Here is a 24,694-nt window from a genome sequence, read left to right as displayed (position 1 = left end):
GGGGTGACTACACGAAAGTGACGTATCTGCACGGAAAGGGCGAACGGATAGCGAACGTCACGCGGCAAGTAGGGAGTTGACGGCGCGCAGCGGTCGCAAGGCGTCCGGATCGGGTTGATCTTCAACATTCCAGCTATAGTCACCGGTCAGCGAGATATGCTCCCAGCCCAATGGCGCGATGTGGCGTGCGATTTCGTCGGCTGTGCCGATGTCCGCCAGCGCCATTTCGAGATAGCGAGTGTTCCACAAGATGATGGCGGCGACGAGCAGGTTGAGGCCGGAGGCGCGATAGGTCTGGTTCTCGAACCGACGATCGCGCAGTTCGCCGAGCTGGTTGAAGAAGAGCGCGCGGGCGAGCGCGTTGCGGGCTTCGCCTTTGTTGAGGCCCGCCTGGGTGCGCCGGCGCAGGTCGATGTCGCGCAGCCAGTCGAGCATGAAAATGGAGCGTTCGAGGCGGCCCAGCTCGCGTAGTGCGAGGGCCAGTCCGTTCTGTCGCGGATAGGCGGACAAGCGGCGCAGCATTGCCGAAGCAGTGACGGTGCCGGTGCGGATCGACGTGGCGAACCGCAGCAGTTCGTCCCAATGCGCCGCGACATGACCCAATGCGATCGGTTCGGCCGTCATGCCGGCAAGCAAGGGGCCGGATTCTTGGCCGGGAAGGAGGTGTAAACGACGCTCCTTGATGTCGCGCAGGCGCGGCGCGAAGCGGTAGCCGAAGAAGGGCATGAGGCCGAACACATGGTCCGATGCCCCGCCCGTATCGGTGTAGTGCTCCTCGATCGTCAGGCCGGTCTGGTGATACAGCAAGCCATCCAGCACATAGGGCGCTTCGCCAGCGGTCGCCGCGATCACCCGACTTGCGAAGGGGTCATATCGATCCGAGACATGGGTGTAGAAGGCAACGCCTGGTTCGTTGCCGCTGCGCGCGTTGATGTCGCCGATCGCGGCCCCACGGCCCCCGGCATGAAATTGCTGTCCGTCGCTCGACGAAGTGGTGCCGTCTCCCCACAGCGCGGCGAGCGGCATGGCGCGATGGGCGTCGATCAGCCTTCCCAACGCTTCGCCATAGGCGGCTTCGCTGATGTGCCAGTCGTGAAGATGGGCGAGCTGACGCAGACTTGCGCCCCGGCAGGTTTCCGCCATGCGTGTGAGGCCGAGATTGATGCCATCGGCGAGGATGACCGTGAGCAGCGCATTGCGATCGTCGGCTTCCCGGCCCGAACGACGATGGATGAAGCATTCGCTGAACCCGGTCCAGGCATCGACCTCCAGCAGAAGATCGGTGATCTTCACGCGCGGCAGTCGATCATAGGCGGCGCGACGGGCAATCTCGGTGGCGGGCGGTGTTGCCGCCTTCAGCGGCGAGATGATGAGACCGTTTTCGTCAAGCTTAACCTGGGGCAGCTCCCCTTGCCGTGCAAGGACCGTTACCTGCTTGATCGCCGTGTCGAGCCTGGTGCGCCGTTCCTCGATATGGCGCTCGAAATCCGTTTCGATGGCGAGCGGCAACGGCCCCTTCTCGCGCAGCGCCGCAAAGGTCGCCGGCGGTATGAGATAGCTGTCGAAATCGCGAAACTGCCGGCTTCCCGCGACCCATATATCCCCGGCTCGCAACCGCTCGCGTAGTTGCGACAAGGCGCATAGTTCATAAGCGGCACGATCAACGATGCCATCCCGCAGGACGAACGGGCGCCATGCGGGCGGCACAAAGCGTAGCGGCACGCGATCAGGCAAGCGCCGTTTGCCGGTCCGATATAGCTCCGCGCTGATGGCCAGCGCTGACAGGAGCCCCTGAACCGCGCCGGCGCCGCGAAACTCGAAGGCGTTGAGAAAAGCGCCGACAAAGAGCTTCACCGTCCGATGCCGCTCGATCAATTCGGCGGTGCGATCGACGGTTTCCGGTCGCCCGAGCACTTCGGCCTGCTCGACGGCCACGGCGAAGTGCTGCCAGTCCAGCGCCTCGATCTGCGCCAGAGAATCCACGCCCTTGCTGCGCGCGTCGATGAGGAGGCGGCAAGACCCCGTGAGCGTCCGGAGGTGGCCTTGCAACTCGCGCACCGTCTTGAGGGCTTTGTCGCGGGTCCGGTTCTCGGCGCGGCGCGCCATGCTGCCCAACAGCTTGTCGAACATCGTCAGGGTGGCGTCGGTCAGGCTTTCCTCAAGCCGGATGCCGGTTGCCGCCAGCGTCGCATGGCGGCGCAGGGCATTGAGTTCGCCAAGGTGCTGGGGTGTGATGCGGCTGCCTTCGTCCGCCAGCCTGTCAAAAGTCAAAGCCGGGATCATGTCGGCACGGGCGCGATCGAGGCCCAGCGCGCGGATATAGGCGAGCCGTTCGATCAGGCGCAGGATGTTGCGCGCTGCCGGCGATTGTGGCGCATTGCGCATCCAGGATAGCCATGTCGCGACCTGCCCCGGTCGTCGGGCCAGCAAATCGTCCAGGCCCTGAAGGGTGTCAGGCAGCAGGCCATTCGTGAGCACTTCATAGGTAAGCTGTTCGGCTTGCTGGCGCGCCCGCCGCAGCACCGCTTCGAGAATCGACGGAGAAGGCAGGAGGATCTGCAGGCGCCGGAGTTCATCGACGATGACGTCTGCCATCTGGCCGGGGTGTATGATGGTCTGCGCGATTGGGACCGAGAAGGCGACAACTTCACGGAAAGCGTTGCGGTCAAAAATCCTGAACCCGTGCGATCGTCGGATTTCGACGAGATGCTCGCGACGGGTCTGGTCCCGATGGGCATAATCCGCGAAGGCTGCCGGCGCGACGCCGAGTTGCTGCGCCACATAGGCGAGCACAGGAGCGGGCGGGACTTCGCCCGCTTCCAGCGCACGGCCAGGCCATCTCATATATAGCATGAGCATCGCATAGCCGAGCCGGGTGGCATCGCCGCGACGGCGGCCGACAATTTCCAGGTCGTCGCTGGTCAGCGTATAATGACGCGCGATCTCGCGCTCATCGAGCGGCGCGCCATAATGCCTCGCCCAGATTTCCAGGCTCACCAGTCGCCGTCTCGCCAAGCATCATCTCCTTCGCTTTGCGTGTCCGTCAGACGGTCCTCTGGCGGCCAACAGGAATATGTCCGTTAACTCTGGACCTGTAACGGCGATTCGGACAAGATCGCATAATGACGGGAAAACGGACAGGATCGGGCATCATGTGGCGCTGATCGGCTATGCGCGCGTCTCGACCGCAGACCAGAAGCTGTCGCTCCAGCTTGACGCGCTGAACACTGCCGGGTGCGACCGTATATTCGACGATCACGCATCCGGGGCAAAAGCCGATCGGCCTGGCCTAACCGAAGCGCTCGCCTATTTGCGCCCCGGCGACACGCTGGTGGTCTGGAAACTCGACCGCCTCGGCCGCTCGATGAGCCACCTGATCGAGAAGGTCGGCGAGCTTGCGGCGCGCGGCATCGGGTTCCGCTCACTCACCGAGAATATCGACACCACCACTTCGGGCGGCATGCTGGTGTTCAACATCTTCGGCTCGCTGGCCCAATTCGAGCGTGACCTGATCCGTGAACGCACTCATGCCGGCCTCAAGGCCGCACGCGAGCGGGGCAACAAGGGTGGTCGCCGGCCTGTCGTTACCCCCGACAAACTACGTAAAGCGCGGGCGCATATCGCAGCGGGCCTCACTGTTCGTGAGGCGGCGGCCCGGCTCAAGATCGGCAAAACCGCCCTATACAAGGCTCTGGAAAACGCGTGAAACCGCTGGCGATCAAGAACTCGTGGGTGCTGGTCACAGGGGCTTCGACCGGTTTGGGCAGAGCGTCCGCCCTCCGCTTGGCGGCATCGTACCAGGCCAAGCCCCTGATTGTTGGACGAAGGCTCGACAACTTGCGGGAGCTACAGACCGAAATTGACGAGCGGTTCAATGTGCCGTGCGAGATTATAGTGGCTGATCAACGTGAAATCGAGGGCAGGGAGAAAATCGCGGCTAAGGTTGCAGAATTGCAAGTAACAGCCGCTTTGTTGGTTGCCGGAATGACGAGCGTTGGTTCATTTGATGCAGGCCGTGCCGACACTTATGCCGAGGTAATTGAAACAAACATACTCGGTTTCACGGATTTGCTGGCTCGCCTGATTGCGATTTTCAGGGAGCAGCCGTTTGAATCCTCAGTAATCGCCGTGTCGAGCCTGGCGGGCGAAACATCCGTGCCCTTCCAAGCGGTCTACGGCGCGTCGAAAGCCTATGTAAGCACCCTCATGCGAGCGCTTTCCGTGGAGCTTGCCGGGACGGGAGTGAGTGTTGGGTCTTTTGCACCCGGTGGAATCGACACAGACATGGCTGCCCTCAGCGATTTGAAGTGGGGGAGGTTGGGTTTGATGGACGTTGACCGGTGCGCGGCCCATGCAGTCCACGCTCTGGTTTATCGGCAATCCTTCGCCATACCGGGGATGGGCAACCAGCTCACATATTTGGCGAGCAGGGTTCTACCTCGATCGTTGGTCAATCGGATTGCCGCCCTCCCATATCGGCGCCCGTAGGGCGGCACCACATAAAAGGGGCAGGAAAGCCTGCGAATAGCATCTGCTGGCATCGTACCGGATTTGTTCGCCCTTAGCGTGCAGATACGTCACTTTCGTGTAGTCACCCCAACTCCATTACGCAGGGGGCTACGTGCACAACCCGGCAACCCAATGACAGCCCGCCTGCGCAACCAACCGAGGCACAGGAGATTGCCGGGATCGACCGGCATTCCCACCCGCTCCACGCGCCCGCCCGCTTGTCGAATGGCCGCGGGGACCACATCTTCGCGGTCGGCCGTCGCCGATGCCGCCATGATCAGCACAAGATCCGCCTCCGAAGGCTCTGTTGCAAAGATTGGCGGCAGTCAGAGGTAGGCTGTCGCTCTGCGCCGATCAGGCGGCTGCTGCGAAATGGTGGTTGAGCATGCCCATGGCCTCCGTCAGCGCCGAGGGCCCAATGCCAAAAGCTCTCTCCACAAGGCGCACCTCGCCCCTGATGCCGGGCTGCAGGCACCAGGGGCGAGCCTGTCCTTTGCGCAGGGCTCGCATGACTTCGAATCCCTTGATCGTGGCATAGGCCGTGGGGATCGATTTGAAACCGCGCACCGGCTTGATCAGTATCTTGAGCTTTCCGTGATCGGCCTCGATCACGTTATTGAGATACTTCACCTGCCGGTGGGCCGTCTCCCGGTCCAGCTTTCCTTCGCGCTTCAATTCGGTGATCGCTGCACCATAGCTCGGCGCTTTGTCGGTATTGAGCGTGGCAGGCTTTTCCCAGTGCTTCAGGCCTCGCAGGGCCTTGCCCAGGAACCGCTTCGCTGCCTTGGCGCTGCGGGTCGGCGACAGGTAGAAATCGATCGTGTCGCCCCGCTTGTCGACTGCCCGGTACAGGTAGGTCCACTTGCCCCGCACCTTGACGTAGGTTTCATCCAGGCGCCAGCTCGGATCAAAGCCACGCCGCCAGAACCAGCGCAGCCGCTTCTCCATCTCCGGGGCGTAGCACTGGACCCAGCGATAGATCGTCGTATGGTCGACCGAAATGCCGCGTTCCGCCAGCATTTCCTCAAGGTCGCGATAGCTGATCGGATAGCGACAATACCAGCGCACCGCCCACAGGATCACATCACCCTGGAAATGGCGCCACTTGAAATCCGTCATCGTTCCGTCCGTCCAATCTCCGCCAAGCATGCTCAAGCTTCACGATTTTTGCAACAGAGCCCGTCCCTGTACAGTACAGGCCTTGCGGTCGCCCCGAGCGCCCGCAAGGCCTGCATTATCGGCCACTGCCGGGCTTCATGAAAGCGATGCGTCCACTCGGCTGCTTGCCCACGCCAAAGAAGAGCGATGTTCGGGCCGGATGTCATTGTTGCATCTCCCCATCGGACCTGTCCCCTTTGTGGTCGCGAACTCAGGTGTCGCGCAGCAGTGGGTGTTAAGCCACGGCGGTCGGGTTCAGCCGCCGCCGCGCAAAGCCGCGGCATAGCGCCGGTCGACCACTTCCCAGTCGATGTTGCGGAAGAAGGCGTCGACATATTTGGCGGCGGCGGTGCCGTAATCCATGTGGAAACTGTGCTCGTACATATCGAGCGCGAGCAGCGGCACGCCGGCAATCGCACCGTGCATATGATCCCACGCCCAATGGTTGTGCAGCGAGCGCGTGTGGAGATTGTAGACGAGCACGCACCAGCCCGATCCGCCGGCAAGGCTCATCCCGGTACGGCGGAAGTCGGCTTCCCAGCGGTCGAACGAGCCGAACGCCGCGCCCAGCGCGTCGCGGATGGAACCGGCTGCCTGGCCGTTGCCGCCGAGCCCGTCGAAATAGACCTCATGGAGCACGACCGAGCCGGTGCGGTGCAGCTCCTCGCGCTTCAATCCGCCATAGACCACCGGCGGCAGGTCCGTGTCAGCGAGCGCGGCGGCAAGTCGTGTCTCGATCATATTCAGGGCCTTGACCGAGCCCGCATAATTGTTCTCGTGGTGCGATGTGATCAGCCTTTCGGAGAGGCCGTGAAGCCTGGCGGGATTGAACCTGAGCGGCTTGACCTGATGATTTCCGGCAAAGGCGGGGACAGCCGCCGGCGCTGCGGCCGGCGTCTGCGCAGAGGCTTCGTTGATAGTCATGGCGGCGGCTCCGATGCCAAGAGTTGCGATTGCACTGCGTCGGGAAAGATGGTCGATCGTCACGCGTCACTCCTTCAGATGATCATTACATATGCGGCCCCGAGGACCGAGCAGACGCCGAGCACCGGCAGCATGCCGGCCTTGAACCGGAACATGGCGAGTATCGCACCCACCGCGAGCGCCAGCGCCGGCCAGTTGACGGACGTTAGGACTGGGAGATCGATGGTGCCGGCTGCGAACGGCACTTCGCGGACTTGCTCGAACAGAGTGTGGATACCAAACCAGACCGCCAGATTGAGGATCACGCCGACCACTGCGGCGGTGATCGCCGAAAGCGCGGCCGACAATGCGCGGTTGCCGCGCAGCCGCTCGATGAATGGCGCGCCGGCGAAGATCCACAGGAAGCATGGCAGGAAGGTAACCCAGGTGGTGAGGATTGCGCCGAAGGTCGCGGCGACGAGCGGCGGCAGCCCGGTCGCTTCGCGGAAGGCCGCGAGGAAGCCGACGAACTGCGTCACCATGATCAGCGGCCCGGGCGTGGTCTCGGCCATGCCGAGCCCGTCGAGCATCTCGCCGGGCTGGAGCCAGCCATAGGTCTCGACTGCCTCCTGCGCGACATAGGCGAGCACCGCATAGGCGCCGCCGAAGGTCACCACCGCCATCTGGCTGAAGAAGGTGGCGATGCGGCTGAACACGTCGTCGGGGCCGAACGCGAACAGCAGCGCTGCGACCGGCCCGAGCCAGAGCAGCAGCAGGACGCCGGAGATGCGCAGCGACCAAGAGAGGTTCGGCCGGGCATGGTCGGGAAGGCCCTCGCCAAGAGCGGTGTCGCGGTCGTGGATTATCTCAGCGCCGGCGGGACCATGTCCGCCGCCGCCCTTGAATGCGGCGTAACCAGCGCGGCCACCGAAGAAGCCGATCAGCGCGGCGGCAAGCACGATCAGCGGGAAGGGCACGTCGAGCACGAAGATCGCGACGAACGCCAGCGCGGCAAAACCGCGCATGACGTTGTTCTTCAAGGCACGCGAACCCACCCGGACCACCGCCTGTAGCACCACCGCCAGCACGGCGGCCTTCAATCCGAAGAACAATCCCTCGACCAGCGCCACTTCGCCGAGCAGCACATAGACATAGCTGAGCCCTAAAATCGCGAGGAAGCCGGGCAGCACGAATAGCGCGCCCGCGACCAGGCCGCCCTTGGTCTTATGGAGCAACCAGCCAATATAGACAGCTAGCTGTTGCGCTTCAGGGCCGGGCAGCAGCATGCAATAGTTGAGCGCGTGGAGGAACCGCTCCTCGCCGATCCAGCGCTTCTCCTCGACCAGGATGCGATGCATCACCGCTATCTGGCCCGCCGGTCCGCCGAAGCTGAGCAGCGCGACCCTGATCCAGACGCGCACCGCCTCGCCAAAGCTGATGCCGTGCTCGTGCAGCGTCTCGACTGCGATTTCAGCGCGTGCGCTGGCCTCCATCTTTAGTCCTCTTTTCGCCGGGTGAAGTGAGCATAGAATCCGTCGAGCGCGGTCGATCCGCGCGCGATCCGCTCCTCGTCGTCGTCGGTGCCGGCACAGATGCCGGCGATAAGCGCGCTCACTCCCGGAGTTTCCGGGCGCTCGAACCGAGCATCGGCAATATCAAGGTCGTGAACAATTTCGCCGAGCGCCCGCAGCGCGGGGTCGGTCTCGAGACCGGTGAGGAACACCAAGGTCTCGAAGGAGCAGCGGTCGCCTTCGTGGGTGAACTCAGCGTCCGCCATGTCGAACCTCAGTTCGTCAGGCTCCGGCACATATCCTTTGCCCTCGACGAACTTGAAGCTCGCCTCGGGGTCGATGAAGCGGCGAATGAGCCAGGCGGACGCGATGCGATCGACATGGACATGGCGGCGCGTCACCCAAACGCGGCGCTTTAGCTCCGCCGGGGTCAGCTCGGGCGCACCGGGGCCGCTCACATCGGGATGTTGGTGAGAGCGGCGGTCCGCCTCGGTGATGGCGGCCTGTGCCGCCTGCCGACCATGCGCACCGAAAAAGTCGATCGCGGCGACCTCGTTCAGGCGTTTGCGCAGGCGGCCCACATCCGCCGCCGCGACATACTCGCCCTCACACAGCGCGCGCGCCTCGCGTGCCAACTCCTCATAGTCGGCGTCACGCGCAGCGTCGAACACTCCGCGCAGCTCCGCATCGCCCATGCCGCCGACAAGGCGCGCTTCGAGGATCAGCGCCTCGCCGCCATTTTCGGTGATCTCGCGATGCAGTTCTTCGAACAGCGCGCGCGTGTCCTCGCGATTGGGGAGCGCATGGACGGCGTTCTTGAGCGGCGCGGCCCCGATCGCCTGCAAACGCCGCCAGACCTTCACCCGCAAATAGGCAGGCTTAGCCGGAAGCTGCGGGATCAGGAGCAACCAAGGGGAAGCTTGTGTGTTTGTCATAGTTGTATCGTCACTAGCCTACAAGTGTAAGGGTTGCATCACAAGCCTCATGAGCATAGGACTGCTTATCCCGAAGAAAGAAACCGGAGCGCAATGTCGCGGCTCGCCGGCGGCGCGCTCGCATGACGTGAGGCTTTCCGTGTCGAGTGCGCTGATGAAGGATCAATTATGCTGAAAAAGACCATCGCCTTGGGATTCGCCAGCCTCCTGCTGGCAAGCCCGGCATGGGCAGCGCCGGACTGGTCGGCTGTCGACCGGGCGATAGGACGAGCGGGGGCCGAACAGCCGGGGGGCGTTCACCGCTACAGCTTCCCGCGTTCGGACCTGAGCGTCACGCTGGATGGGGTGACGATCAAGCCCTCCCTCGCGCTCGGCTCTTGGGCGGCGTTTCAGCCGATGGGCGACGAGGCGATGGTGATGGGCGATCTCGTGCTGACCCACGACGAGGTGAACCCCGTTTTGAGCCGCCTGCTCGCAAGCGGTTTTACGATCACCGCGCTCCACAATCACCTGCTCCGCTCTTCGCCTGCGACCATGTACATGCACATTGCCGGCCACGGCGACCCGGTGAAGCTCGCGGCCGCGCTCCGGCAAGCGCTATCAGCCAGTCGGACCCCGCTCGCCGCGCCGCAATCGCCTTCGGCCAGCGCAGCCGCATCGCGGCTCGACCTCGATGTGGCCGCGCTCAACCGGTTGATGGGCGGTGAGGGCAAGACGGCCGGTGGCATCCTCCAATACAGCTTTCCGCGCGCCGAGCGGCTGATGGACGGCGATATGGAGACTCCGCCGACGATGGGCACGGCGACCGCGATCAACTTTCAGCCAACCGGGGACGGCCGAGCCGCCATCACCGGCGATTTCGTACTTGTCGCAAACGAGGTCGATCCGGTCCTGCGCGTGCTGCGGACGAACGGGATCGAGGTCACGGCGCTGCATAATCATATGCTAAACGACGAGCCGCGGCTGTTCTTCATGCACTTCTGGGCCAACGACGACGCAGCCAAGCTCGCCCGTGGGCTGCGCGCGGCGCTCGACAGGATGAACAATCAGAGGAGTTGAACTCGGACGACGGCTCATTGGGCCGTAACCGCCGCCCGCCCGACCCCACGGCCCTTATGCAGGAAGTGGAATGGAACATGGCTAGCAAACGAACTCTCACTGTTGTCGCAGGCGTGGGCGCGGCCGCGCTGGCGATCGCGGGCGTGGCGATCGCGCAAAACCACGAGGCGAACGAAAACCGGATAATCGGCAAGCACAGCGAACGAGACATCCCGCTTGCTCAGGTGCCCGAGGCCGCGATGAACGCGGCACGCGCGCAACTCGCGTCAATAAGCAAAGCGGAGCAAGTCACCCGAAAGGCGGACGGAAGCACGCTCTATGAAATCAAGGGCAAGAACAGCGACGGAAAGACGATCGAACTGTTCGTCACGCCCGAAGGCCAGGTGCTCGGCCGCGAATGATGGATCAGCACGGGGCGCCGGCCGTCGAGGGCCGTGCGCCCCTTCCGAAATGATACTGCGGAATAGGAGACGAAAATGCGGCCAAGGCGATGGATATTGTTATGCGCCGCTTTGGCCGCCCTGCCTGATAGTGCGATCGGCCAAACCGAACCCGCGTCGGCGACGGGCTCGGCGTTGTTCGTAAGCTGTCAAGCGAATGAGCCGCGATGCGGCGCTTACCTCCAAGGCGTGCTCGACATGATGATCGTCGCGCGAAAAGCGGAATGCCGCGCTCCACGCTATGACCGATCGGCGCTGCGCGCGGCATATTTACGCTGGGCGGAGCAGAATAGCTATTTTATGAGTGTTCATATGGTGGCCGGAGCTGAACGCTCGTTAGCGAAGGCTTGGCCATGTCAGTAGCATCGTACCCCGCGGCGTAGCCTGCCCGGCGGCTGCCTTTGAGGGCAGGCGGAGCGTCCGCCTGGCGGTGAATTCCGCCAGCTCAACGATCCCATGTCGCGCCTCAAGCTCGCTAATTAGCCGATGTTCGCATTATGTCTGCCAAATCGTTGTCTGGCGCACAAACCTTGAGGTGACGCCTATACCGGAGGATGGTCCGTTGCGATGGATGTTGGCTTTGCGCCCCAGCATCGCGCCAAGGACGCGGAGGCTATCGCGTTCGCCGCCTATCAGGTGATGGTCGCGCAGGGGATCACGCGCTTGCCTGAAATCGTGGATATTCCCCTAGCGGCAGCGCAGCCGGTCTTTGAGCCATTGCCCGCACCGCGCCCTGTGGAACCCGTCGCCCCGCGTCGCGGGGATCAGTTCGCCCTCCCCTTTTGAGGCTGCACATGGACGAGGCAATCTATCTGGTCAGTTGCGTCGCGACGAAGGCCGCGACCCGCAGCGCAGCGGCGGACCTCTATCAATCCGATTGGTTCAGGAAGGCCCGCGCCTATGTCGAAAGCACCGGATGCCGCTGGTTCATCCTTTCGGCCGAGCATGGGCTTTTGCGGCCCAGCAGGCGCGTTGGCCCCTATGATACGACGCTTGCGGCTATGGGCGCGCGTGGACGCCGGGAATGGGGCGTGCGCGTCGCCGCGCAGCTCGACAGGGCGTTAGGCAGGGGATTCCGTGGCGAGCTGATCTTTTTAGCTGGCAGGCACTACCGCACGCCCTTGCTGGACTATGCCGCCGATCGCGCGCGCGTGCCAATGGAGGGCCTTGGTATCGGCCAGCAAAAGGCATGGCTGGCGGCGCAGATCAGGGAAGCGCGCGAGAAGGCCATGCGCGCCGCGCAACTCGATCTTTTCGCCGATTGCCGGAGATCCGATGAAGGCGTTTAAACGCCTTCATGCATGACATGCAATTCATGTCTTGCATATTACCCGCATCCGTGCATTACATGCACTACATCAAGTGAGCGAAAGGCATTGCGGCCATGAACAAAGAGAGGCGCACGCGGATCGAGGATGCCCGCGCCAAGATCGCCGACGCAGAGGCGGCGCTACAGGCCGCAACCGAGATTCTTGAGCAAGTCCGTGACGACGAGCAGGCGGCCTATGACAATATGCCGCCCAGCTTGCAGGAGGGCGAGCGCGGCCAGAAGATGCAGGAAAGCATAGGGGCGCTGGACGAGGCATTGAGCGAGATCGAGCTTGTCGATTTCGAGCCGATAACCGGCCAGCTTGATACCGCAGCAGAATAGGCCCTGTGCGCCAACATAAGGAACGATCCATGTCCACCCCACAACCGCCGCAGCGCCGTCCTGTCATTCGTGCCGTCACTTTTGACGAGGTAGGCGAGGCGATCGGCCGCTTGCTAGAAATTGCGCTTCCCGCGACGCGCGCCGCCGAAACCGGCGCGTCGCCAAAGGTCGCGGATTTCCTTCTTGCGTGGTGGAACGGCGATGATTTGGGGCATTTTCCCGTCCTGCACCTTTGCAACGTCGATGCCGTCATTGCCGAAGACATGATTACGATCATGGCCTATCTCGCACAGGAATCCGTCACCTATCCCGATGCGTGGGGCTATGCGGATCAGGTGCGCGCCCTTGTAGAGCGCCAGCGCGACCTAGAGCGTTCGCCCATGCTGGACGAGGCGCACGCCATACTTACCCAAGGCATCGACCATCTGCGATTTTCGATCGGCCCCGCGACCAGCGCCGAGCAGGGCAAAACCCATGACCGGCTCGCCGCAGAGCTGCACAGGCTTTCGGTCCTGTTGTCCCCCGATCGGCGCGCGCAGCCCGACACAAGGGATCGGATCGGCGCGGCCATCGAAAGCGTGACGGCCGCGATGGCGGCCGTCACGGAGCGGGCGCAACGATGATGTTGGGAATTGCCCTTGCAGCCCTAGCGACCGTCTCCGGCTGCACGGTCACGGATGGCGACACCATCAGATGCGGACGCGAGCGCATCCGCCTTCTAGGTATCGACGCGCCCGATGATCCCGGCAACAGCCGCTGCCGTCCCTTCCCCAAGCCGGGAGCGGTTTGCGACCGTCGCCTAGCGGCCGAGAGCAAGGCCGCCTTGCAGCGGATCATGACGGGGCCTTTGTCAATCGAGCGGGATAGGCACCGATCAATATGGCCGCACCCTCGCCATGGTCTATGTGCGGGACAGGAGCCTTTCATGCCGCCAGATCGAGGCGGGAAAGGCGGCCTATATCGCGCGTTGGGATGAGGGCGCGCGTGTCGCGCGTGAGTGTCCGCGTGCCGCAATGGCCGGGAAGATTCCATACCGGACCTATTCTTACCGCCCCGCAGAGGATCTACTTGCCTTCAGCCGCTCGATCGCCGGCAGCGCGGCACGCGGAATAGGTCCGTTTCGGGACGAAAATGACGCGATCGACCAGCTCGCTGGCGACCTGGTTAGAGGCCGCGGCCGTCAAAACGAGGCCGGATCGGACCTATTATGAGGAATCGAACGCCGCAGCGCCCCCAGCTTGACGTTGAGCGGGCCAAAAGCCGCTTCGCGTTGAGCCATATTGTCGGGCGGCATGTGAAACTCCGCAAGGCGGGTCATGAATATGTCGGCCTTTGCCCGTTCCACGATGAGAATACCCCCAGCTTCCGCGTGAACGACGCCAAGGGCCTGTTCCATTGTTTCGGCTGTGGAGCGGGGGGCGACGTGATCGACTTCCTTACGCACGTCGAGGGGCTTAATTTCGTGGAAGCCGTCAGGGCCTTGCTGGACGAGGACGGATTGCCGGAGGTCGCGCAGCGCGATCGAGCAGCGGCCGAGCGCCGCGAGCGCGAGGACCGCGCCGCCGCGATCCTCGCCGCGCAAGCGGAATGGCATGGCTCCCGCACCATCAACGGGACGCCTGCCCAGCTCTATCTTGCAGGCCGTGGCATAGTCGGTGAGATGCCGTCCACGGTGCGATTTGGTCGCGTGCCGCTATGGCGGAACAAGAAGACGGGCGCGAACGGCCGTCTTTGCCCAGCTCTGCTATTGGGCGCGCAGGACCGCGCCGGGAAGATTGTGGGCGTGCAGCACGTCTTTTTGACCGAAGACGGCCAGAAAGCGCCGATGACCAACCCCAAGTTGAGTTTGGGGCAGGTTCGCGGTTGTGCGGTGCGCCTTGCTCCCCCGGCACGCCGCATCATCCTGATAGAAGGGCCGGAGGATGGCTTGACCATGCGGATGCGTCGGCCGCGCGTGCCTGTCTGGATCACGTTGGGCACCGGCATGATGCCCTATGTCGAGCTTCCGCCAGAGGTCGAGCATGTCACCCTGGCGGGTGACAATAATGAGCCGGGGCGAGCGGCCGTCGCCAAGGCGAAGGAAGAATATGAACGTCAGGGGCGCACCGTGGACACCGACTTTCCGCCGCCTGCCTTTGAGGATTGGAACGATGAACTGCGCGGCATAGAAAAGGTCTAGGAGAAACCGGGATGAGCGATGATTTCGCGCAAGCCCGTCTCGATATGTTCGAGAGCGGGCTATTCGGCCAAGGGCCTGCCTTCTGGCGCTGGATCGAAACCGATGCGGCGCAGCCCTATCTTGCCGCCTTCGCGGCCGATCGGCGTCCACCTGAACCCGGTGAACCCTTCTCCGTCGCCCTTGAGGGCGACGACCTGCTTGCTCCCGATCATCTCGCCCAGCTCGCCCTACAGATCGAGGCCGCCTATGCTTGATCCCAATCCTTCCGTCGCCGACCTTGATGCATTGCTAGATCGCCATGCCGATGACGATGCAGCCATGGAAAATGTCGTTCGCGGTTTTCTCCGTTGCGCGATCTATAGCTATCAGAAGCATTGCGTCAGGCGCGCGTTGCGTCACATCGGCAAGAATGAATGGAGTTTCCGAGAGGAAGACGTTGCCGCGTTCCGGGCAGAGGGCGCGCAATATGTCTCCGACTTCCGGGACTGGATCATTGAGGAACTGGCCGGGTTCGGGATCAAGGCGGGACCGCAGTTGCCGAATTGAGCGCCTAGCGCGATGAACTAGGGCGCGTCGGGGATGCAGCGCCGAAATTTTATGCTAGAGGCGCGGCGCGGCCCACCCCCTATAGGGCCGTCCACTTCCGACGATGGCCCGCAAGAGCTGCGCCATCGTCGGAAGACCAGCAACCCTTTCAACCAGATCGGCCCGCTGCCCGGAACGGGAGTGGCGGCGGTTGCGTGCGGTTGTAATAAAATTACTGTTCAATTTGGCCCTAATTGAACGTGCAATCGGACAAGCATTGAGTCATCTTTGCTCTGCAACGATCAGTCAGAGGATGGCGTTATGGTCGATTCGGCAAATATCTACCGAGAGCAGCAGAAAGCGTGTGCGCTAGAGTTGATGGAGAAGGCTCTAGCGATCCTCGTTGTTGTCGATGACTCGCACGCGGATTGTTATCTGCAACAGGCAATAGATACCTGCATGGAATCGCCGCGCATGGAATTTCCCGATGATGAGATTTGGGATAAGGTTGACGAATTGCCGCATTTGACCGAGCGGGCCTTGTTTCTGCACCGCCAAAACGGCTTTGGCGTCGATCAGATCGCGAAGCGATTGGGCATCGAGCCAAAGGAAGCGGCCGAACGTCTCTCCTGTGGCCTGAATTTGGTTCGCGCGCCTGCCAGCGTCGCGGAGCACTAAGCGCCCGCCATCGTCCCGGCAAACAGGAGCGTGAACAGTTGGCGGCCGTCATGGTCCGTGACGCACATGCGCCATTCGTCGCCTTGCCAGAAATCCGCCCCTAACTCGCGGATAAGCGCGCCAGCGAGCAACACCGCCTCGCGCTTGGCTGTTTCGAGATCGGGTAATTCGTGCCCTACTTCGTCGGGCAACGACACTCCATCCTGCACGTTGAAATGGTAGATGGGCATAGCGCCAATCCCCAATCCTCTTACTTCTCTTGTGTTACCAGCTCGCCGAGCTGGTTGACCAATTCATCGGGCATGTAGGGCTTCGCAATATAGCCAGCGCCTTCCGGCAACTCTCCCGGCCCTGGACGCACACGACCGGAGGTTACGAGGACGGCCATGGAAGGCCATCGGCCGCGAACCGCACTGGCCAAGGCGAGTCCGGTCATTCCGGGCATCTCAATGTCAGTGAATACCGCTCCTATATCGTCGCGGCCTTCTAAGATCGTCAGCGCATCGGACGCGTCGCACGCTTCATAAACGCGATAGCCAGCGTCTATGAAAATGTCCGCCGCCATAGTCCGCACAAGAGGTTCATCCTCTACGATCAGCACGCACATGGCATAATTGGGCGCCTTTCCTGATGATAGCACCATTGCGCTGCCTTCTCCCATTCTAGTTTGCGCCCGTTGAGGCGCCCCCGCTCTGGGCCTGCGCGAAATCGCGCAACATTCCGCCCCAGCAGCCGAGTATCAGCCCTTCCTCCGGCGAGGTTTCGGCGGTTGTCACGGCATAAATGCCTAGCAAGTTAGCCGTTTCCTCAAATGTCGCGATCCCCTTGCGGGCGAGCAGAGCCGTGAACATTGCGAGCGCCCCGCCCATCGCGCGCACAAGCGCCGGGTCCGCCGCAATGGCGATGGACGCCAGATCATCCGCAGGCCCAGCGCCGTCCTGTTGTCTCATGATGGACACGCCCCTTTCCTTACATCGACCGCCGAAGCGTTGAGGGCGGGGACTCCCCTCCCGATTGCCCCCGCCCTCCCCGCCAGCGGGCTTTGCCTGTAGCTGGCGGGATCGGGCCAGCGGGCCTCCGCAGGGGACGGAAGCGCGCATTGGCCCGGAGCGGCTTTCACGCCACTTCTTCCCGGCGCTTCGCGCCGATACGGATGGTTGCGGCTTTCTCCGGCTCCGCTGCCCTGTCTATTTCGATGGAGTTCTTGCCGCCATGCTTGGCACGATACATGGCCTGATCGGTTGCATGTATCAGCGCGCTTGCATCGCGGGGCGCTTCGGGGGGAATCAGCAGCGCCCCCATGCTGCACGTCACTGGATGCGGGGAGTCCGCCAGAACGGCCGACAGGCGCGTATGAACGTCGCGGGCGAAGCCTTGGCCCGCGACGATCGACGGCACACGGACTAGCAGGGCAAATTCATCACCGCCGATCCGGCCTATAAGGTCTTCGCGCCGCATGATCGCGGAGACGCCCTTGGCGAACGTGCGTAGCACTTCATCGCCGGCAAGATGCCCCTCGCGGCTGTTGACGGCTTTGAAATCGTCAAGATCGAGGATGATGAGCAGGAGCGTTTGCCGCGTATGTCCGGCATCTAGGATCGCCTTCGCGCAGCGTCGATGGAAGACTTCCTTGTTGAGAGTGCCGGTCATGCGGTCGCGATGCGCGTGGAACAGTTCACGGTCATAGGAGCGGCGGAAACTTGTGATGGCGGCCGCGATGAAAACGAAAGCGCCAATGCGGACACCGACACGCAGCGCGAGTTCTATTGTTGAAAGCGCCGGGAGATCGTGCATCGACGGCACTACCGCGAGCACGGCCGCTATGACGGCGACGAAATAGCCCTCGCGCGCGCCCAGCGCCCAGCAGGCTCCGCAAATGGCGGGCATGTAAAGCGGCGCGAACCCAATCTGCGGCATGGCATGGTCCGCGAACGCCACCCCCGCCATAGCGGTAACGATCGCGAGCCAGGCTCGCTCTCTCGACAGGGATTCTAGGTGCTCGGCGAATGTGCCGACAGGTAAATGGCTGTTCACGCGCGCCCTATCCGATCTAAACTCTCCATTCGAGCCGCCAGATTGGTCCGTATAGCTGGCGGCACGTCTCGCTTTGGAGACGTGCCGGCCACTAGAACCGGGTGTTGCAAACCTGAAGCAAGTCAGGCGCGAACGCCTTTAAGCCGGGTGACTCTGGACATACGCGTCCGCCACCCGGTCGAAAAGCTCGACCAGCTCTTGCTTCTGGAGGTTTGCACGCCTCCCCCACGTCTCCGCAGGAACGGGCACGGTAGGGCAAAAGGTTTAAGAAATCTATCGCGCGCGCAGCGCGTGTTGTCCGAAAAGGGGCGGTTTCGGTCAGCGTAACCGGCTCCGCCGATTTTGCCGCTCGCGCGGCTGTCCGAAATGTTGTCCGAAACTCGTTGTCCGAAAGTAGAAAGTTAGGTAGCACTTTCGGACATTTCAACGGAGGTCCGCCCCGCAATGCTTATCGGCTATGCCCGCGTCTCGACAGACGATCAGAACCTAGATTTGCAGATCGACGCTTTGAAGGCCGCAGGATGCGAAAAGCTGTTCACCGACGAAGGAGTCAGCGGCGCGGCCGTCTTCAAGCCCCAGCTTGAAGCGGCCCTTGCCTATGCGCGCCGCGATCAGGACATAGTTGTCGTGTGGCGGCTCGATCGGCTCGGCCGATCGGTGCGCGACCTTATCGAGGTTGGCGCGCGGTTCAGCGACATGGGGCTTGGCTTTCGGTCCCTCAAGGAAAGCATGATCGACACAACAACCGCGTCGGGGCGGCTGTTCTATCACATGCTTGGCGCGTTCGCGCAGTTCGAGCGCGACGTGATGCTTGAGCGCACCGAAGCGGGGATCAAGTCCGCCAAGGCGAAAGGCGTTCGCTTCGGCCGTCCCCCTACCCTCTCCGATGCTCAATGGAACATCGCGCGCGAGCTGCTGGATAACGATCCTCCGCGAACCGTCAGCGACATCGCGACCTTGCTCAATGTTAGCCGACAAGCCATCTATCGGCGATTGGAGCGGGATCGCTCACAGGTCGATGCGGCAAGTAGTCATCAGAGCGTTTAAACGCTCTCTTGGCGGCTGCTAGTCATACCTAAATTGAAAATTAACCTCTCCTAAGAGCAACTGTGCGGTTCCGTCCATTTTGGTCCTAATTTTTCGTGACTTGCTTTTCATCCGTGCTATCGGTTTCAAGTTGCTACGTTACGGCTAAAGGGGAAAAGTATAAAAAGCTATGCGGGGCATAGCGGCGGTTTCCACCAGTAGGCGGACCCTCCGTTTTTTTACTTGTCCCCGCCTCAAACTCCGCTTCCCCAACAACCGTTAGCAACGGAGGAATGAAAGGAAGACGATATGCGGACTCAGGCCAAGTTTGAAATCACCGGCTATGTTGGAGAGATTCAGGCAAATGGCAAAGTGACGCACCTAAAGGTGGCCGCCCACTATCGCCGCAAGGATGGTGATAGCTGGACCGATGACACCTATTGGAACCGCGTCGCTGTGTTCTCGGAGGAGCTTCGCCAGTATATCGCCGATAACATCAAGGTCGGCGATCTTGTCGAGGCCGAAGGGCGGATGCGCGATACCTCTTACGAGCGCGGAGGTAAGACCATCTACGCGACCGATCGCATCGTCTATCAGTTCAGGAAGCTGGAAGCGGAGCAGGCCGACGAAGCGGCTTGATCGCGCCCAGGGCGAGCCTCCGGCTCGCCCTTTCCGGCTTGTGCCGGGTTGCGCGGCGCAGGGCATCGAACCCAGCGCCGCACAGTTCACGCCTTCTGTTGCCCCTGCAAAATGCGCGCCCAAGGGTTCAGCTCCGGCTCCGCGATCTTTGTCAACGTGTTCTGGTCGCGATGCAGGAAGGGCGTGGCGCGGCCTTTGACCAGCAGGCTCGTTTCAGAAACATAGGTCCACGAACCATCGTCGTGAAAATCGACCTCGATCGAATAGGAGTCGGTCCGAAAGGCCAGTTCGAGGAATGTCGTGGAGCAAATCCCATATTCGGTTTGCCCGCGTTCCGCTTTGAGTGCGAGTTTCTTTGTGTCCGGCTCCGCATGTCCAGCGGCGATAGCAATTTGGCCGCGTGGGATCGCGACGGTTTGAAGGATCAGGCCAGTAGCAGGTTCCCATAGCCAGTAGCCAACCTGATCGTGGAACGCGATTTGTTCCTCTGTGGTGTTGATATGGACGTGATAGCGCAGGCCATAGAATAGCTGTGGCCCATTGGTCTGCGCGTCGATCGGCTGCATCTCGATGCGCTCATAATATTCGCGGCGTTCGGGACCATCGGCTTTCGGATTCAGGTCCACGCCGCGATGACCCTCCCAAATACCTGCTAGGCGGCGCAGCGGGCCAAGATTGGCCAGCGTGTCGGAATCGGCGTCGGGTTCCGTGAAAATATCAGCCGGTAGGTGTAGGGGCTCGCAATCGTAGCGGCGTCTGCTCGCCAACAGCGCGATTTCCTGCTCACGCTATCTGCCACTGGCGCGTGGCGCCGTGCTCAAATTAGCTGCCAATGTGCTCGCCCTCATCCGGCGCTGCTCGCAAACGAGGCGTCGCACTCACGCTGTCTGCCAACAACTTCGACCGCCAGCGGGAGGTCGATCAGACGGCCATAGGCTGTCCCGTTTCTCCATCTGCACCGGGCAGTTTCGGGAAAAGCCAATCGGGAACACATTTCGGGAAAATGGCACCTCGTTGCCATCGAGCGCGCCTTGCCGCCGTCAGCCGTCCCACTCGACCTTCGTTTTTGGGAAACTGCTTATCGTCCGGGCGGGGGCGGTTCGTCGAACAGCATTTCCAGATCATCGGCCTCAAACCCGCCCTTGGGGCGCTCGACGAGCGTGAAGCGCCATCGCTGCCCGCGCCGTAGCTCAGTGAACCCGGCGCGCTCCGCCGCTCGGACGTGGACAAAGACCTTGGGCTGCTTGTCGTCACGAGAGATGAAGCCCCAGGCCCCACCACGGTCGAGGTATTTGATCGTTCCGGTCGGCATGATGCCTTCCTTTCGGGCCTAGCCCTCCTTGGCGCAGGCGAGGCACATCGTCGTCGCGGGCGCACGATCGAGGCGCTTGGCCTCGATTTCCTCACCACAGCGGACGCACCAGCCATAATCGCCGCTGTCGATCCGCATCAGTGCGGCGTCGATGCGGCTACATTCGGCTTGCCGGTGCCGCTGCGCCGCCAGTGCCATTGCCTGCACCTGCATGGCGTCGATCCGCGACAGGCGGCCGACGCTTTCCTGATCGAGCGTGACCGGGGCGCGCGTTTCCTCGGCCGCAGCATCATCGGCGACGAGCTGATCGCGAAGCGCCAGCAGTTGCCGACGCCGCGCATCAAGGTCCGGCGCGTCCCCGGCTATGTCAGCGTACCAACAGTACCGGGGCGCGAACGGTGCGGATCATCGTTGTCGTCGTGCTGCCGACGATCAGGGTGCGAAGCGGCGAGTGTCCATAGGCACCCATCACCAGCATCGCGCCGGGATGCGCCGCCATATGATCGCCGATCACCGCATCGACCTTGCCGTCACGCAGGACGGTTTCGGAACAGGCGGGCAGCGTTGCTGCCGCTGCGCCGAGCTGGTCGCGGTGTTTGCCATCATCCGGCCCCGCCATGACGAGGTGTACTGGCAAACCACCGAACAGCGGCGAGGTAGCGACATGACGGACAGCGCGGCAGGCGGCGGGGCTGTTGTCGAAGGCGATCACCACCGCGTCAGGTGCCTTGGCTTCGCGTGAGGCGATCAGCACCGGCTTGTCGCTGGCACGCACGACCCGTTCGACCTTGGAGCCGATATGGTCGGTCGCGAACTCGCCCGACGCGCCGCGCTTGCCGATGATGACCAATGCAGCATCGGCTTCACGCTCGACGATCGTCTCCACGATCCCTCCATGCAGGTGCATCGACGCGACCGTGATGCCCTGCTCCTTCAAGCGAGTGCCGCCTGCGTCCAGCAGGATGCGCCCTTCCTCGATGGCAAGACGCCCCGCCGCTTCCTCGATGCGGGTCAGCTCTTCCAGCAGCTCGCTTTTGACACCGAGGCCGATCGCGCCGCTATGATCGTTGCGCGATGCCACGGCATCCTTGCGCTGGACGACGTGCAGCAGCTCGACATCGGCCCCGAGCCGGGTAGCGGCCCAGGCCGCCAGATCGACGACGCTGGTCGCGTAGGTGGATGCGTCGATACAGGCCAATATGCGGTTCATAAGCCCTCTCCTCAGTGGGCGCCGAGCGCTGCTTCGGCGCCGGGCTTGTCATGGACGGCGAAGCGATCGACCATCGTCGCGCTCGCCTGATTGAGGCCGATGACCTCGACATGGGTGCCTTCGCGGCGGAACTTGAGGATCGCCTTGTCGAGGCTCCCCACCGCCGAAATGTCCCAGAAGTGCGCGGCGGTCAGGTCGATGACCACATTGTCCAGCACCTCCTTGAAGTCGAAGGCGTCGGCGAACCGCTCGGACGAGGCGAAGAACACCTGACCCGAGACGCGGTAGGTCCGCGTCCTGCCATCCGCGCTCAGCTCGGATGCCACGTCGAACAGGCGCTTGACCTTGCTGGCGAAGAACAGACCGGACAGGATCACGCCTGCGACCACGCCTTGCGCCAGATCGTGCGTCGAGACGACAACCAGCACCGTCACCAGCATGACAACCGACGACTGCCACGGATGGCTCTTGAGGTTCCTGATCGATCCCCAGGAGAAGGTGCCGATCGACACCATAATCATCACCGCGACCAGCGCCGGCATCGGAATGCGGGCGACCAGCGGCCCCAGTACGACGATCAGGAACAGCAGGAACGCGCCCGACACAAAGGTGGAAAGGCGGGTGGAGCCGCCCGACTTCACGTTGATGACCGACTGCCCGATCATGGCGCAGCCGCCCATCCCGCCGAGGAAGCCGGTCAGAAAATTGGCGATACCCTGCCCCTTCATCTCGCGGCGCTTGTTCGATGGCGTGTCGGTCAGATCATCGACGATCTGCGCGGTCATCATCGATTCCAGCAGGCCAACCGCCGCCATCGTCAGCGAATAGGGGAAAATGATGCGCAGCGTTTCCAGCGTGAACGGCACCTGTGGGATGCCGAACGCTGGCAGCGACGAGGGCAGCTTGCCCATATCGCCCACCGTGTTGACCTTGATGCCGGCATAGATCGAGACGATCGTCAGGATCACGATCGCGACCAGCGGCGACGGGATCGCCTTGGTCAGACGCGGGAACAGGTAGATGATCGCCAGGCCCGCCGCGACCATCGCGTAGGTTTCCCACCCGACGTTCGTTAGCTGGGGAAGCTGCGCGATGAAGATTAGGATCGCGAGCGCGTTGACGAAGCCGGTGATGACCGAGCGTGACACATACTGCATCAGCAGGTCGAGCTTCAGGAAGCCGGCGACGCCCTGGATCAGTCCCATGAGGATGGTGGCGGCAAAGAGGTACTGGACGCCGTGATCGCGGATCAGCGGCAGGACAAGAACCGCAATGGCGGCGGTTGCGGCCGAAATCATGCCGGGGCGTCCGCCCACGAGCGAGATGATGACGGCGATGGAGAAGGAGGCAAACAGCCCGACGCTTGGATCGACGCCGGCAATGATCGAGAAGCCGATGGCCTCCGGGATCAGCGCGAGCGCGACGACGATACCCGCAAGCACGTCGGCGCGCGGGTTCGAGAGCCATTCGCGTCGAAGCGAAGTAGCAAATGTCATGTAGAAACCTGATCGCAATAGCGAGGGGCGCACGCCGTCAGACGCGTTCAATCAACGATACTCGGAAGCGAGGCCCAAATTCGCTAAGGTTATCCCGGGGATAGGCGCCGGGCCGAGCCACCCGAATCAATCCGGGTCCGTCGAAGGCCTCTAGATAGTCACTGATCGGACCATATTGCAACTGCGAACATCAGCAGCCTGCATTCCCATAATACCATCCCATTCGGGACGGTCGCGGCCAGCGCGCTTCGACTGGTTCAGTCGTAAACGTATATCTGTGCCCGTTTTATGCGCCACCCGCTGTTCGCAAAAACCTTCCTTTCTGACGACCTTGCCGGCGGGCCATGACCGCAACGCATTTCTGCCGCCCGCCGCTTGTCAGAACTGTTCTGAAAACCTGCTTCGCAAAAGCGCCTGCCGGCGACGGGTTTGGAGAACCCACGGGCGGGGAGCGTGAGCACGACGCCCCGTTTGCAAGCAGCGCCGGATGATGGCGAGCACACTGGCAGATAATTCGAGCAGGATGCCACCCGCCAGTGGCAGATAGCGTGAGCAGGAAATCTGGCTGTTTGCGAGCAGACGCCGTCATGATTGCAAGCGCCTACAGCTAGGCCCGAAAGGAAGGCATCATGCCGACCGGAACGATCAAATACCTCGACCGTGGTGGGGCCTGGGGCTTCATCTCTCGTGACGACAAGCAGCCCAAGGTCTTTGTCCACGTCCGAGCGGCGGAGCGCGCCGGGTTCACTGAGCTACGGCGCGGGCAGCGATGGCGCTTCACGCTCGTCGAGCGCCCCAAGGGCGGGTTTGAGGCCGATGATCTGGAAATGCTGTTCGACGAACCGCCCCCGCCCGGACGATAAGCAGTTTCCCAAAAACGAAGGTCGAGTGGGACGGCTGACGGCGGCAAGGCGCGCTCGATGGCAACGAGGTGCCATTTTCCCGAAATGTGTTCCCGATTGGCTTTTCCCGAAACTGCCCGGTGCAGATGGAGAAACGGGACAGCCTATGGCCGTCTGATCGACCTCCCGCTGGCGGTCGAAGTTGTTGGCAGACAGCGTGAGTGCGACGCCTCGTTTGCGAGCAGCGCCGGATGAGGGCGAGCACATTGGCAGCTAATTTGAGCACGGCGCCACGCGCCAGTGGCAGATAGCGTGAGCAGGAAATCGCGCTGTTGGCGAGCAGACGCCGCTACGATTGCGAGCCCCTACAGGTAGGTCCATCCAGTGCCGTCCTTTGCGCGCAGTCCCTTGATCGGTTCCGGGTTAGCATCCCGCGTGGCGCTTTTCCACCGGGTATGACATGCATTTCATGTCTTGCATGTCGTTCATGTGAGGCAATTTCCTGTGATAGAGAAGCGGCAAAGGGGGGAAGTCTCCCCCTGAGTTCGAGCCGCGTTCGCGTCTCGCCCTACCCCCTCAGCGGGGGG

General features: G+C 62.5%; 30 protein-coding genes and 1 other annotated feature. Of the genes, 16 read left to right on the top strand and 14 right to left on the bottom strand.

Features of this window, described 5'->3' with window-relative positions:
- Positions 1-57: 57 nt before the first annotated feature.
- A complete protein-coding gene (locus M529_RS28870) occupies positions 58-3,015 on the bottom strand; it encodes a Tn3 family transposase (RefSeq protein WP_031294302.1) in 2,958 nt (985 codons plus the stop codon).
- A 139-nt stretch (positions 3,016-3,154) separates the two neighbouring features.
- On the opposite strand from M529_RS28870, the gene M529_RS28865 reads away from it, so the two are divergent.
- A complete protein-coding gene (locus tag M529_RS28865) occupies positions 3,155-3,706 on the top strand; it encodes a recombinase family protein (RefSeq protein WP_004213210.1) in 552 nt (183 codons plus the stop codon).
- Positions 3,703-4,488, top strand: coding sequence for an SDR family NAD(P)-dependent oxidoreductase (locus M529_RS28860; protein WP_004213209.1), 786 nt, complete (start codon positions 3,703-3,705; stop codon positions 4,486-4,488). The genes M529_RS28865 and M529_RS28860 overlap by 4 nt, the downstream gene beginning before the upstream one ends.
- A 375-nt stretch (positions 4,489-4,863) precedes the next feature.
- On the opposite strand, the gene M529_RS28855 is transcribed toward M529_RS28860, so the two are convergent.
- The 4 genes from M529_RS28855 to M529_RS28840 form a co-directional block, all read right to left on the bottom strand.
- On the bottom strand, positions 4,864-5,628 hold the full coding sequence (locus tag M529_RS28855) for an IS6-like element IS6100 family transposase (protein WP_001389365.1): 765 nt from the start codon (positions 5,626-5,628) through the stop codon (positions 4,864-4,866).
- Between the two features lie 294 nt (positions 5,629-5,922).
- Entirely contained in the window at positions 5,923-6,591 is a 669-nt protein-coding gene (locus M529_RS28850) for a superoxide dismutase (RefSeq protein WP_017184236.1), read from the bottom strand.
- Positions 6,592-6,665: 74 nt separating this feature from the next.
- Positions 6,666-8,063, bottom strand: coding sequence for a chromate efflux transporter (gene chrA / locus M529_RS28845; protein WP_008603799.1), 1,398 nt, complete (start codon positions 8,061-8,063; stop codon positions 6,666-6,668).
- Between the two features lie 2 nt (positions 8,064-8,065).
- Complete coding sequence (locus M529_RS28840) at positions 8,066-9,016, bottom strand: chromate resistance protein ChrB domain-containing protein (protein WP_025160483.1); 951 nt, start codon at positions 9,014-9,016, stop codon at positions 8,066-8,068.
- Positions 9,017-9,184: 168 nt separating this feature from the next.
- Here M529_RS28840 and M529_RS28835 point away from each other — a divergent pair, with 168 nt between their 5' ends.
- The 11 genes from M529_RS28835 to M529_RS28790 all read left to right on the top strand — a co-directional run bounded on the left by M529_RS28835 (position 9,185) and on the right by M529_RS28790 (position 15,548).
- On the top strand, positions 9,185-10,075 hold the full coding sequence (locus M529_RS28835) for a DUF1259 domain-containing protein (protein WP_008603797.1): 891 nt from the start codon (positions 9,185-9,187) through the stop codon (positions 10,073-10,075).
- Positions 10,072-10,476 (top strand): PepSY domain-containing protein, encoded by a 405-nt coding sequence (locus tag M529_RS28830; RefSeq protein WP_228165648.1) that lies wholly within the window; start codon positions 10,072-10,074, stop codon positions 10,474-10,476. Before M529_RS28835 ends, M529_RS28830 begins: the two co-directional genes overlap by 4 nt.
- 75 nt (positions 10,477-10,551) lie before the next feature.
- Positions 10,552-10,878, top strand: a complete 327-nt coding sequence (locus M529_RS50705) for a Rap1a/Tai family immunity protein (RefSeq protein ID WP_223178489.1) — start codon at positions 10,552-10,554, stop codon at positions 10,876-10,878.
- A gap of 204 nt (positions 10,879-11,082) precedes the next feature.
- On the top strand, positions 11,083-11,301 hold the full coding sequence (locus tag M529_RS28825; protein WP_021316725.1) for a hypothetical protein: 219 nt from the start codon (positions 11,083-11,085) through the stop codon (positions 11,299-11,301).
- Positions 11,302-11,309: 8 nt separating this feature from the next.
- Positions 11,310-11,804 (top strand): DUF6884 domain-containing protein, encoded by a 495-nt coding sequence (locus M529_RS28820; RefSeq protein ID WP_021316724.1) that lies wholly within the window; start codon positions 11,310-11,312, stop codon positions 11,802-11,804.
- Between the two features lie 95 nt (positions 11,805-11,899).
- Positions 11,900-12,166, top strand: coding sequence for a hypothetical protein (locus M529_RS28815; RefSeq protein WP_021316723.1), 267 nt, complete (start codon positions 11,900-11,902; stop codon positions 12,164-12,166).
- 29 nt (positions 12,167-12,195) lie between these two features.
- Positions 12,196-12,789, top strand: coding sequence for a DUF7673 family protein (locus M529_RS50700; protein WP_021316722.1), 594 nt, complete (start codon positions 12,196-12,198; stop codon positions 12,787-12,789).
- Positions 12,790-13,373: 584 nt separating this feature from the next.
- The gene (locus tag M529_RS28805; RefSeq protein ID WP_031294370.1) at positions 13,374-14,345 is read left to right on the top strand and encodes a CHC2 zinc finger domain-containing protein; all 972 of its coding nucleotides are present in this window, start codon (positions 13,374-13,376) and stop codon (positions 14,343-14,345) included.
- A gap of 11 nt (positions 14,346-14,356) precedes the next feature.
- Entirely contained in the window at positions 14,357-14,599 is a 243-nt protein-coding gene (locus tag M529_RS28800) for a hypothetical protein (RefSeq protein ID WP_021316719.1), read from the top strand.
- Positions 14,592-14,891 (top strand): hypothetical protein, encoded by a 300-nt coding sequence (locus tag M529_RS28795; RefSeq protein WP_021316718.1) that lies wholly within the window; start codon positions 14,592-14,594, stop codon positions 14,889-14,891. Before M529_RS28800 ends, M529_RS28795 begins: the two co-directional genes overlap by 8 nt.
- Before the next feature lie 300 nt (positions 14,892-15,191).
- On the top strand, positions 15,192-15,548 hold the full coding sequence (locus tag M529_RS28790; RefSeq protein WP_021316717.1) for a hypothetical protein: 357 nt from the start codon (positions 15,192-15,194) through the stop codon (positions 15,546-15,548).
- On the opposite strand, the gene M529_RS28785 is transcribed toward M529_RS28790, so the two are convergent.
- The 4 genes from M529_RS28785 to M529_RS28775 form a co-directional block, all read right to left on the bottom strand.
- Positions 15,545-15,778, bottom strand: a complete 234-nt coding sequence (locus tag M529_RS28785) for a DUF6894 family protein (RefSeq protein WP_021316716.1) — start codon at positions 15,776-15,778, stop codon at positions 15,545-15,547. The two genes, M529_RS28790 and M529_RS28785, sit on opposite strands and share 4 nt — an antisense overlap.
- Positions 15,779-15,798: 20 nt before the next feature.
- Positions 15,799-16,155, bottom strand: a complete 357-nt coding sequence (locus tag M529_RS28780) for a response regulator (RefSeq protein WP_021316715.1) — start codon at positions 16,153-16,155, stop codon at positions 15,799-15,801.
- 55 nt (positions 16,156-16,210) lie between these two features.
- Complete coding sequence (locus M529_RS0124180; RefSeq protein WP_236617641.1) at positions 16,211-16,498, bottom strand: hypothetical protein; 288 nt, start codon at positions 16,496-16,498, stop codon at positions 16,211-16,213.
- Between the two features lie 166 nt (positions 16,499-16,664).
- Entirely contained in the window at positions 16,665-17,495 is an 831-nt protein-coding gene (locus tag M529_RS28775; RefSeq protein ID WP_021316713.1) for a GGDEF domain-containing protein, read from the bottom strand.
- A gap of 531 nt (positions 17,496-18,026) precedes the next feature.
- Between M529_RS28775 and M529_RS28770 the strand changes: the two genes are divergently transcribed.
- Positions 18,027-18,629 carry a recombinase family protein gene (locus M529_RS28770; protein ID WP_021316712.1) on the top strand — a complete coding sequence of 201 codons (603 nt, stop codon included), beginning with the start codon at positions 18,027-18,029 and terminating at the stop codon, positions 18,627-18,629.
- A 288-nt stretch (positions 18,630-18,917) separates the two neighbouring features.
- Positions 18,918-19,247, top strand: coding sequence for a single-stranded DNA-binding protein (locus M529_RS28765; RefSeq protein WP_021316711.1), 330 nt, complete (start codon positions 18,918-18,920; stop codon positions 19,245-19,247).
- Between the two features lie 86 nt (positions 19,248-19,333).
- On the opposite strand, the gene M529_RS28760 is transcribed toward M529_RS28765, so the two are convergent.
- The 5 genes from M529_RS28760 to M529_RS28740 form a co-directional block, all read right to left on the bottom strand.
- Positions 19,334-20,014 carry an FABP family protein gene (locus tag M529_RS28760; RefSeq protein ID WP_021316710.1) on the bottom strand — a complete coding sequence of 227 codons (681 nt, stop codon included), beginning with the start codon at positions 20,012-20,014 and terminating at the stop codon, positions 19,334-19,336.
- Between the two features lie 311 nt (positions 20,015-20,325).
- Positions 20,326-20,559, bottom strand: coding sequence for a cold-shock protein (locus tag M529_RS28755; protein WP_004213294.1), 234 nt, complete (start codon positions 20,557-20,559; stop codon positions 20,326-20,328).
- 18 nt (positions 20,560-20,577) lie between these two features.
- Positions 20,578-20,772 carry a TraR/DksA family transcriptional regulator gene (locus M529_RS28750; RefSeq protein ID WP_004213295.1) on the bottom strand — a complete coding sequence of 65 codons (195 nt, stop codon included), beginning with the start codon at positions 20,770-20,772 and terminating at the stop codon, positions 20,578-20,580.
- 154 nt (positions 20,773-20,926) lie between these two features.
- On the bottom strand, positions 20,927-21,769 hold the full coding sequence (locus M529_RS28745) for a universal stress protein (RefSeq protein ID WP_004213296.1): 843 nt from the start codon (positions 21,767-21,769) through the stop codon (positions 20,927-20,929).
- Between the two features lie 11 nt (positions 21,770-21,780).
- Positions 21,781-23,265: a SulP family inorganic anion transporter gene (locus tag M529_RS28740; RefSeq protein WP_007684580.1), complete on the bottom strand. Its 1,485-nt coding sequence runs from the start codon at positions 23,263-23,265 to the stop codon at positions 21,781-21,783.
- Positions 23,266-23,352: 87 nt separating this feature from the next.
- Positions 23,353-23,407: a sequence feature (sul1 is cis-regulatory element that is thought to sense ions involved in sulfur or methionine metabolism; They are found in Alphaproteobacteria), on the bottom strand.
- 487 nt (positions 23,408-23,894) lie between these two features.
- Here M529_RS28740 and M529_RS28735 point away from each other — a divergent pair.
- Complete coding sequence (locus tag M529_RS28735) at positions 23,895-24,128, top strand: cold-shock protein (protein WP_004213294.1); 234 nt, start codon at positions 23,895-23,897, stop codon at positions 24,126-24,128.
- The last annotated feature ends 566 nt before the right edge of the window (positions 24,129-24,694 follow it).

This window comes from Sphingobium ummariense RL-3 (genome assembly GCF_000447205.1).
Lineage (GTDB): Bacteria > Pseudomonadota > Alphaproteobacteria > Sphingomonadales > Sphingomonadaceae > Sphingobium > Sphingobium ummariense.
The sequence above is the reverse complement of the archived record's forward strand: the minus strand, read 5'-3'. Positions and strand labels throughout refer to the sequence as shown.

Coding starts and splice junctions, on each gene's coding strand:
- M529_RS28800 (WP_021316719.1), top strand. CDS start 14,357: ATGAGCGATGATTTCGCGCAAGCCCGTCTCGATATGTTCGAGAGCGGG.
- M529_RS28840 (WP_025160483.1), bottom strand. CDS start 9,016: ATGACAAACACACAAGCTTCCCCTTGGTTGCTCCTGATCCCGCAGCTT.
- chrA (WP_008603799.1), bottom strand. CDS start 8,063: ATGGAGGCCAGCGCACGCGCTGAAATCGCAGTCGAGACGCTGCACGAG.
- M529_RS28785 (WP_021316716.1), bottom strand. CDS start 15,778: ATGCCCATCTACCATTTCAACGTGCAGGATGGAGTGTCGTTGCCCGAC.
- M529_RS28820 (WP_021316724.1), top strand. CDS start 11,310: ATGGACGAGGCAATCTATCTGGTCAGTTGCGTCGCGACGAAGGCCGCG.
- M529_RS28745 (WP_004213296.1), bottom strand. CDS start 21,769: ATGAACCGCATATTGGCCTGTATCGACGCATCCACCTACGCGACCAGC.
- M529_RS28765 (WP_021316711.1), top strand. CDS start 18,918: ATGCGGACTCAGGCCAAGTTTGAAATCACCGGCTATGTTGGAGAGATT.
- M529_RS28805 (WP_031294370.1), top strand. CDS start 13,374: ATGAGGAATCGAACGCCGCAGCGCCCCCAGCTTGACGTTGAGCGGGCC.
- M529_RS28755 (WP_004213294.1), bottom strand. CDS start 20,559: ATGCCGACCGGAACGATCAAATACCTCGACCGTGGTGGGGCCTGGGGC.
- M529_RS50700 (WP_021316722.1), top strand. CDS start 12,196: ATGTCCACCCCACAACCGCCGCAGCGCCGTCCTGTCATTCGTGCCGTC.
- M529_RS28750 (WP_004213295.1), bottom strand. CDS start 20,772: ATGCAGGTGCAGGCAATGGCACTGGCGGCGCAGCGGCACCGGCAAGCC.
- M529_RS28770 (WP_021316712.1), top strand. CDS start 18,027: ATGCTTATCGGCTATGCCCGCGTCTCGACAGACGATCAGAACCTAGAT.
- M529_RS28775 (WP_021316713.1), bottom strand. CDS start 17,495: ATGGCGGGGGTGGCGTTCGCGGACCATGCCATGCCGCAGATTGGGTTC.
- M529_RS28855 (WP_001389365.1), bottom strand. CDS start 5,628: ATGACGGATTTCAAGTGGCGCCATTTCCAGGGTGATGTGATCCTGTGG.
- M529_RS28815 (WP_021316723.1), top strand. CDS start 11,900: ATGAACAAAGAGAGGCGCACGCGGATCGAGGATGCCCGCGCCAAGATC.
- M529_RS50705 (WP_223178489.1), top strand. CDS start 10,552: ATGCGGCCAAGGCGATGGATATTGTTATGCGCCGCTTTGGCCGCCCTG.
- M529_RS28735 (WP_004213294.1), top strand. CDS start 23,895: ATGCCGACCGGAACGATCAAATACCTCGACCGTGGTGGGGCCTGGGGC.
- M529_RS28825 (WP_021316725.1), top strand. CDS start 11,083: ATGGATGTTGGCTTTGCGCCCCAGCATCGCGCCAAGGACGCGGAGGCT.
- M529_RS28795 (WP_021316718.1), top strand. CDS start 14,592: ATGCTTGATCCCAATCCTTCCGTCGCCGACCTTGATGCATTGCTAGAT.
- M529_RS0124180 (WP_236617641.1), bottom strand. CDS start 16,498: ATGAGACAACAGGACGGCGCTGGGCCTGCGGATGATCTGGCGTCCATC.
- M529_RS28790 (WP_021316717.1), top strand. CDS start 15,192: ATGGTCGATTCGGCAAATATCTACCGAGAGCAGCAGAAAGCGTGTGCG.
- M529_RS28850 (WP_017184236.1), bottom strand. CDS start 6,591: ATGACTATCAACGAAGCCTCTGCGCAGACGCCGGCCGCAGCGCCGGCG.
- M529_RS28780 (WP_021316715.1), bottom strand. CDS start 16,155: ATGTGCGTGCTGATCGTAGAGGATGAACCTCTTGTGCGGACTATGGCG.
- M529_RS28835 (WP_008603797.1), top strand. CDS start 9,185: ATGCTGAAAAAGACCATCGCCTTGGGATTCGCCAGCCTCCTGCTGGCA.
- M529_RS28740 (WP_007684580.1), bottom strand. CDS start 23,265: ATGACATTTGCTACTTCGCTTCGACGCGAATGGCTCTCGAACCCGCGC.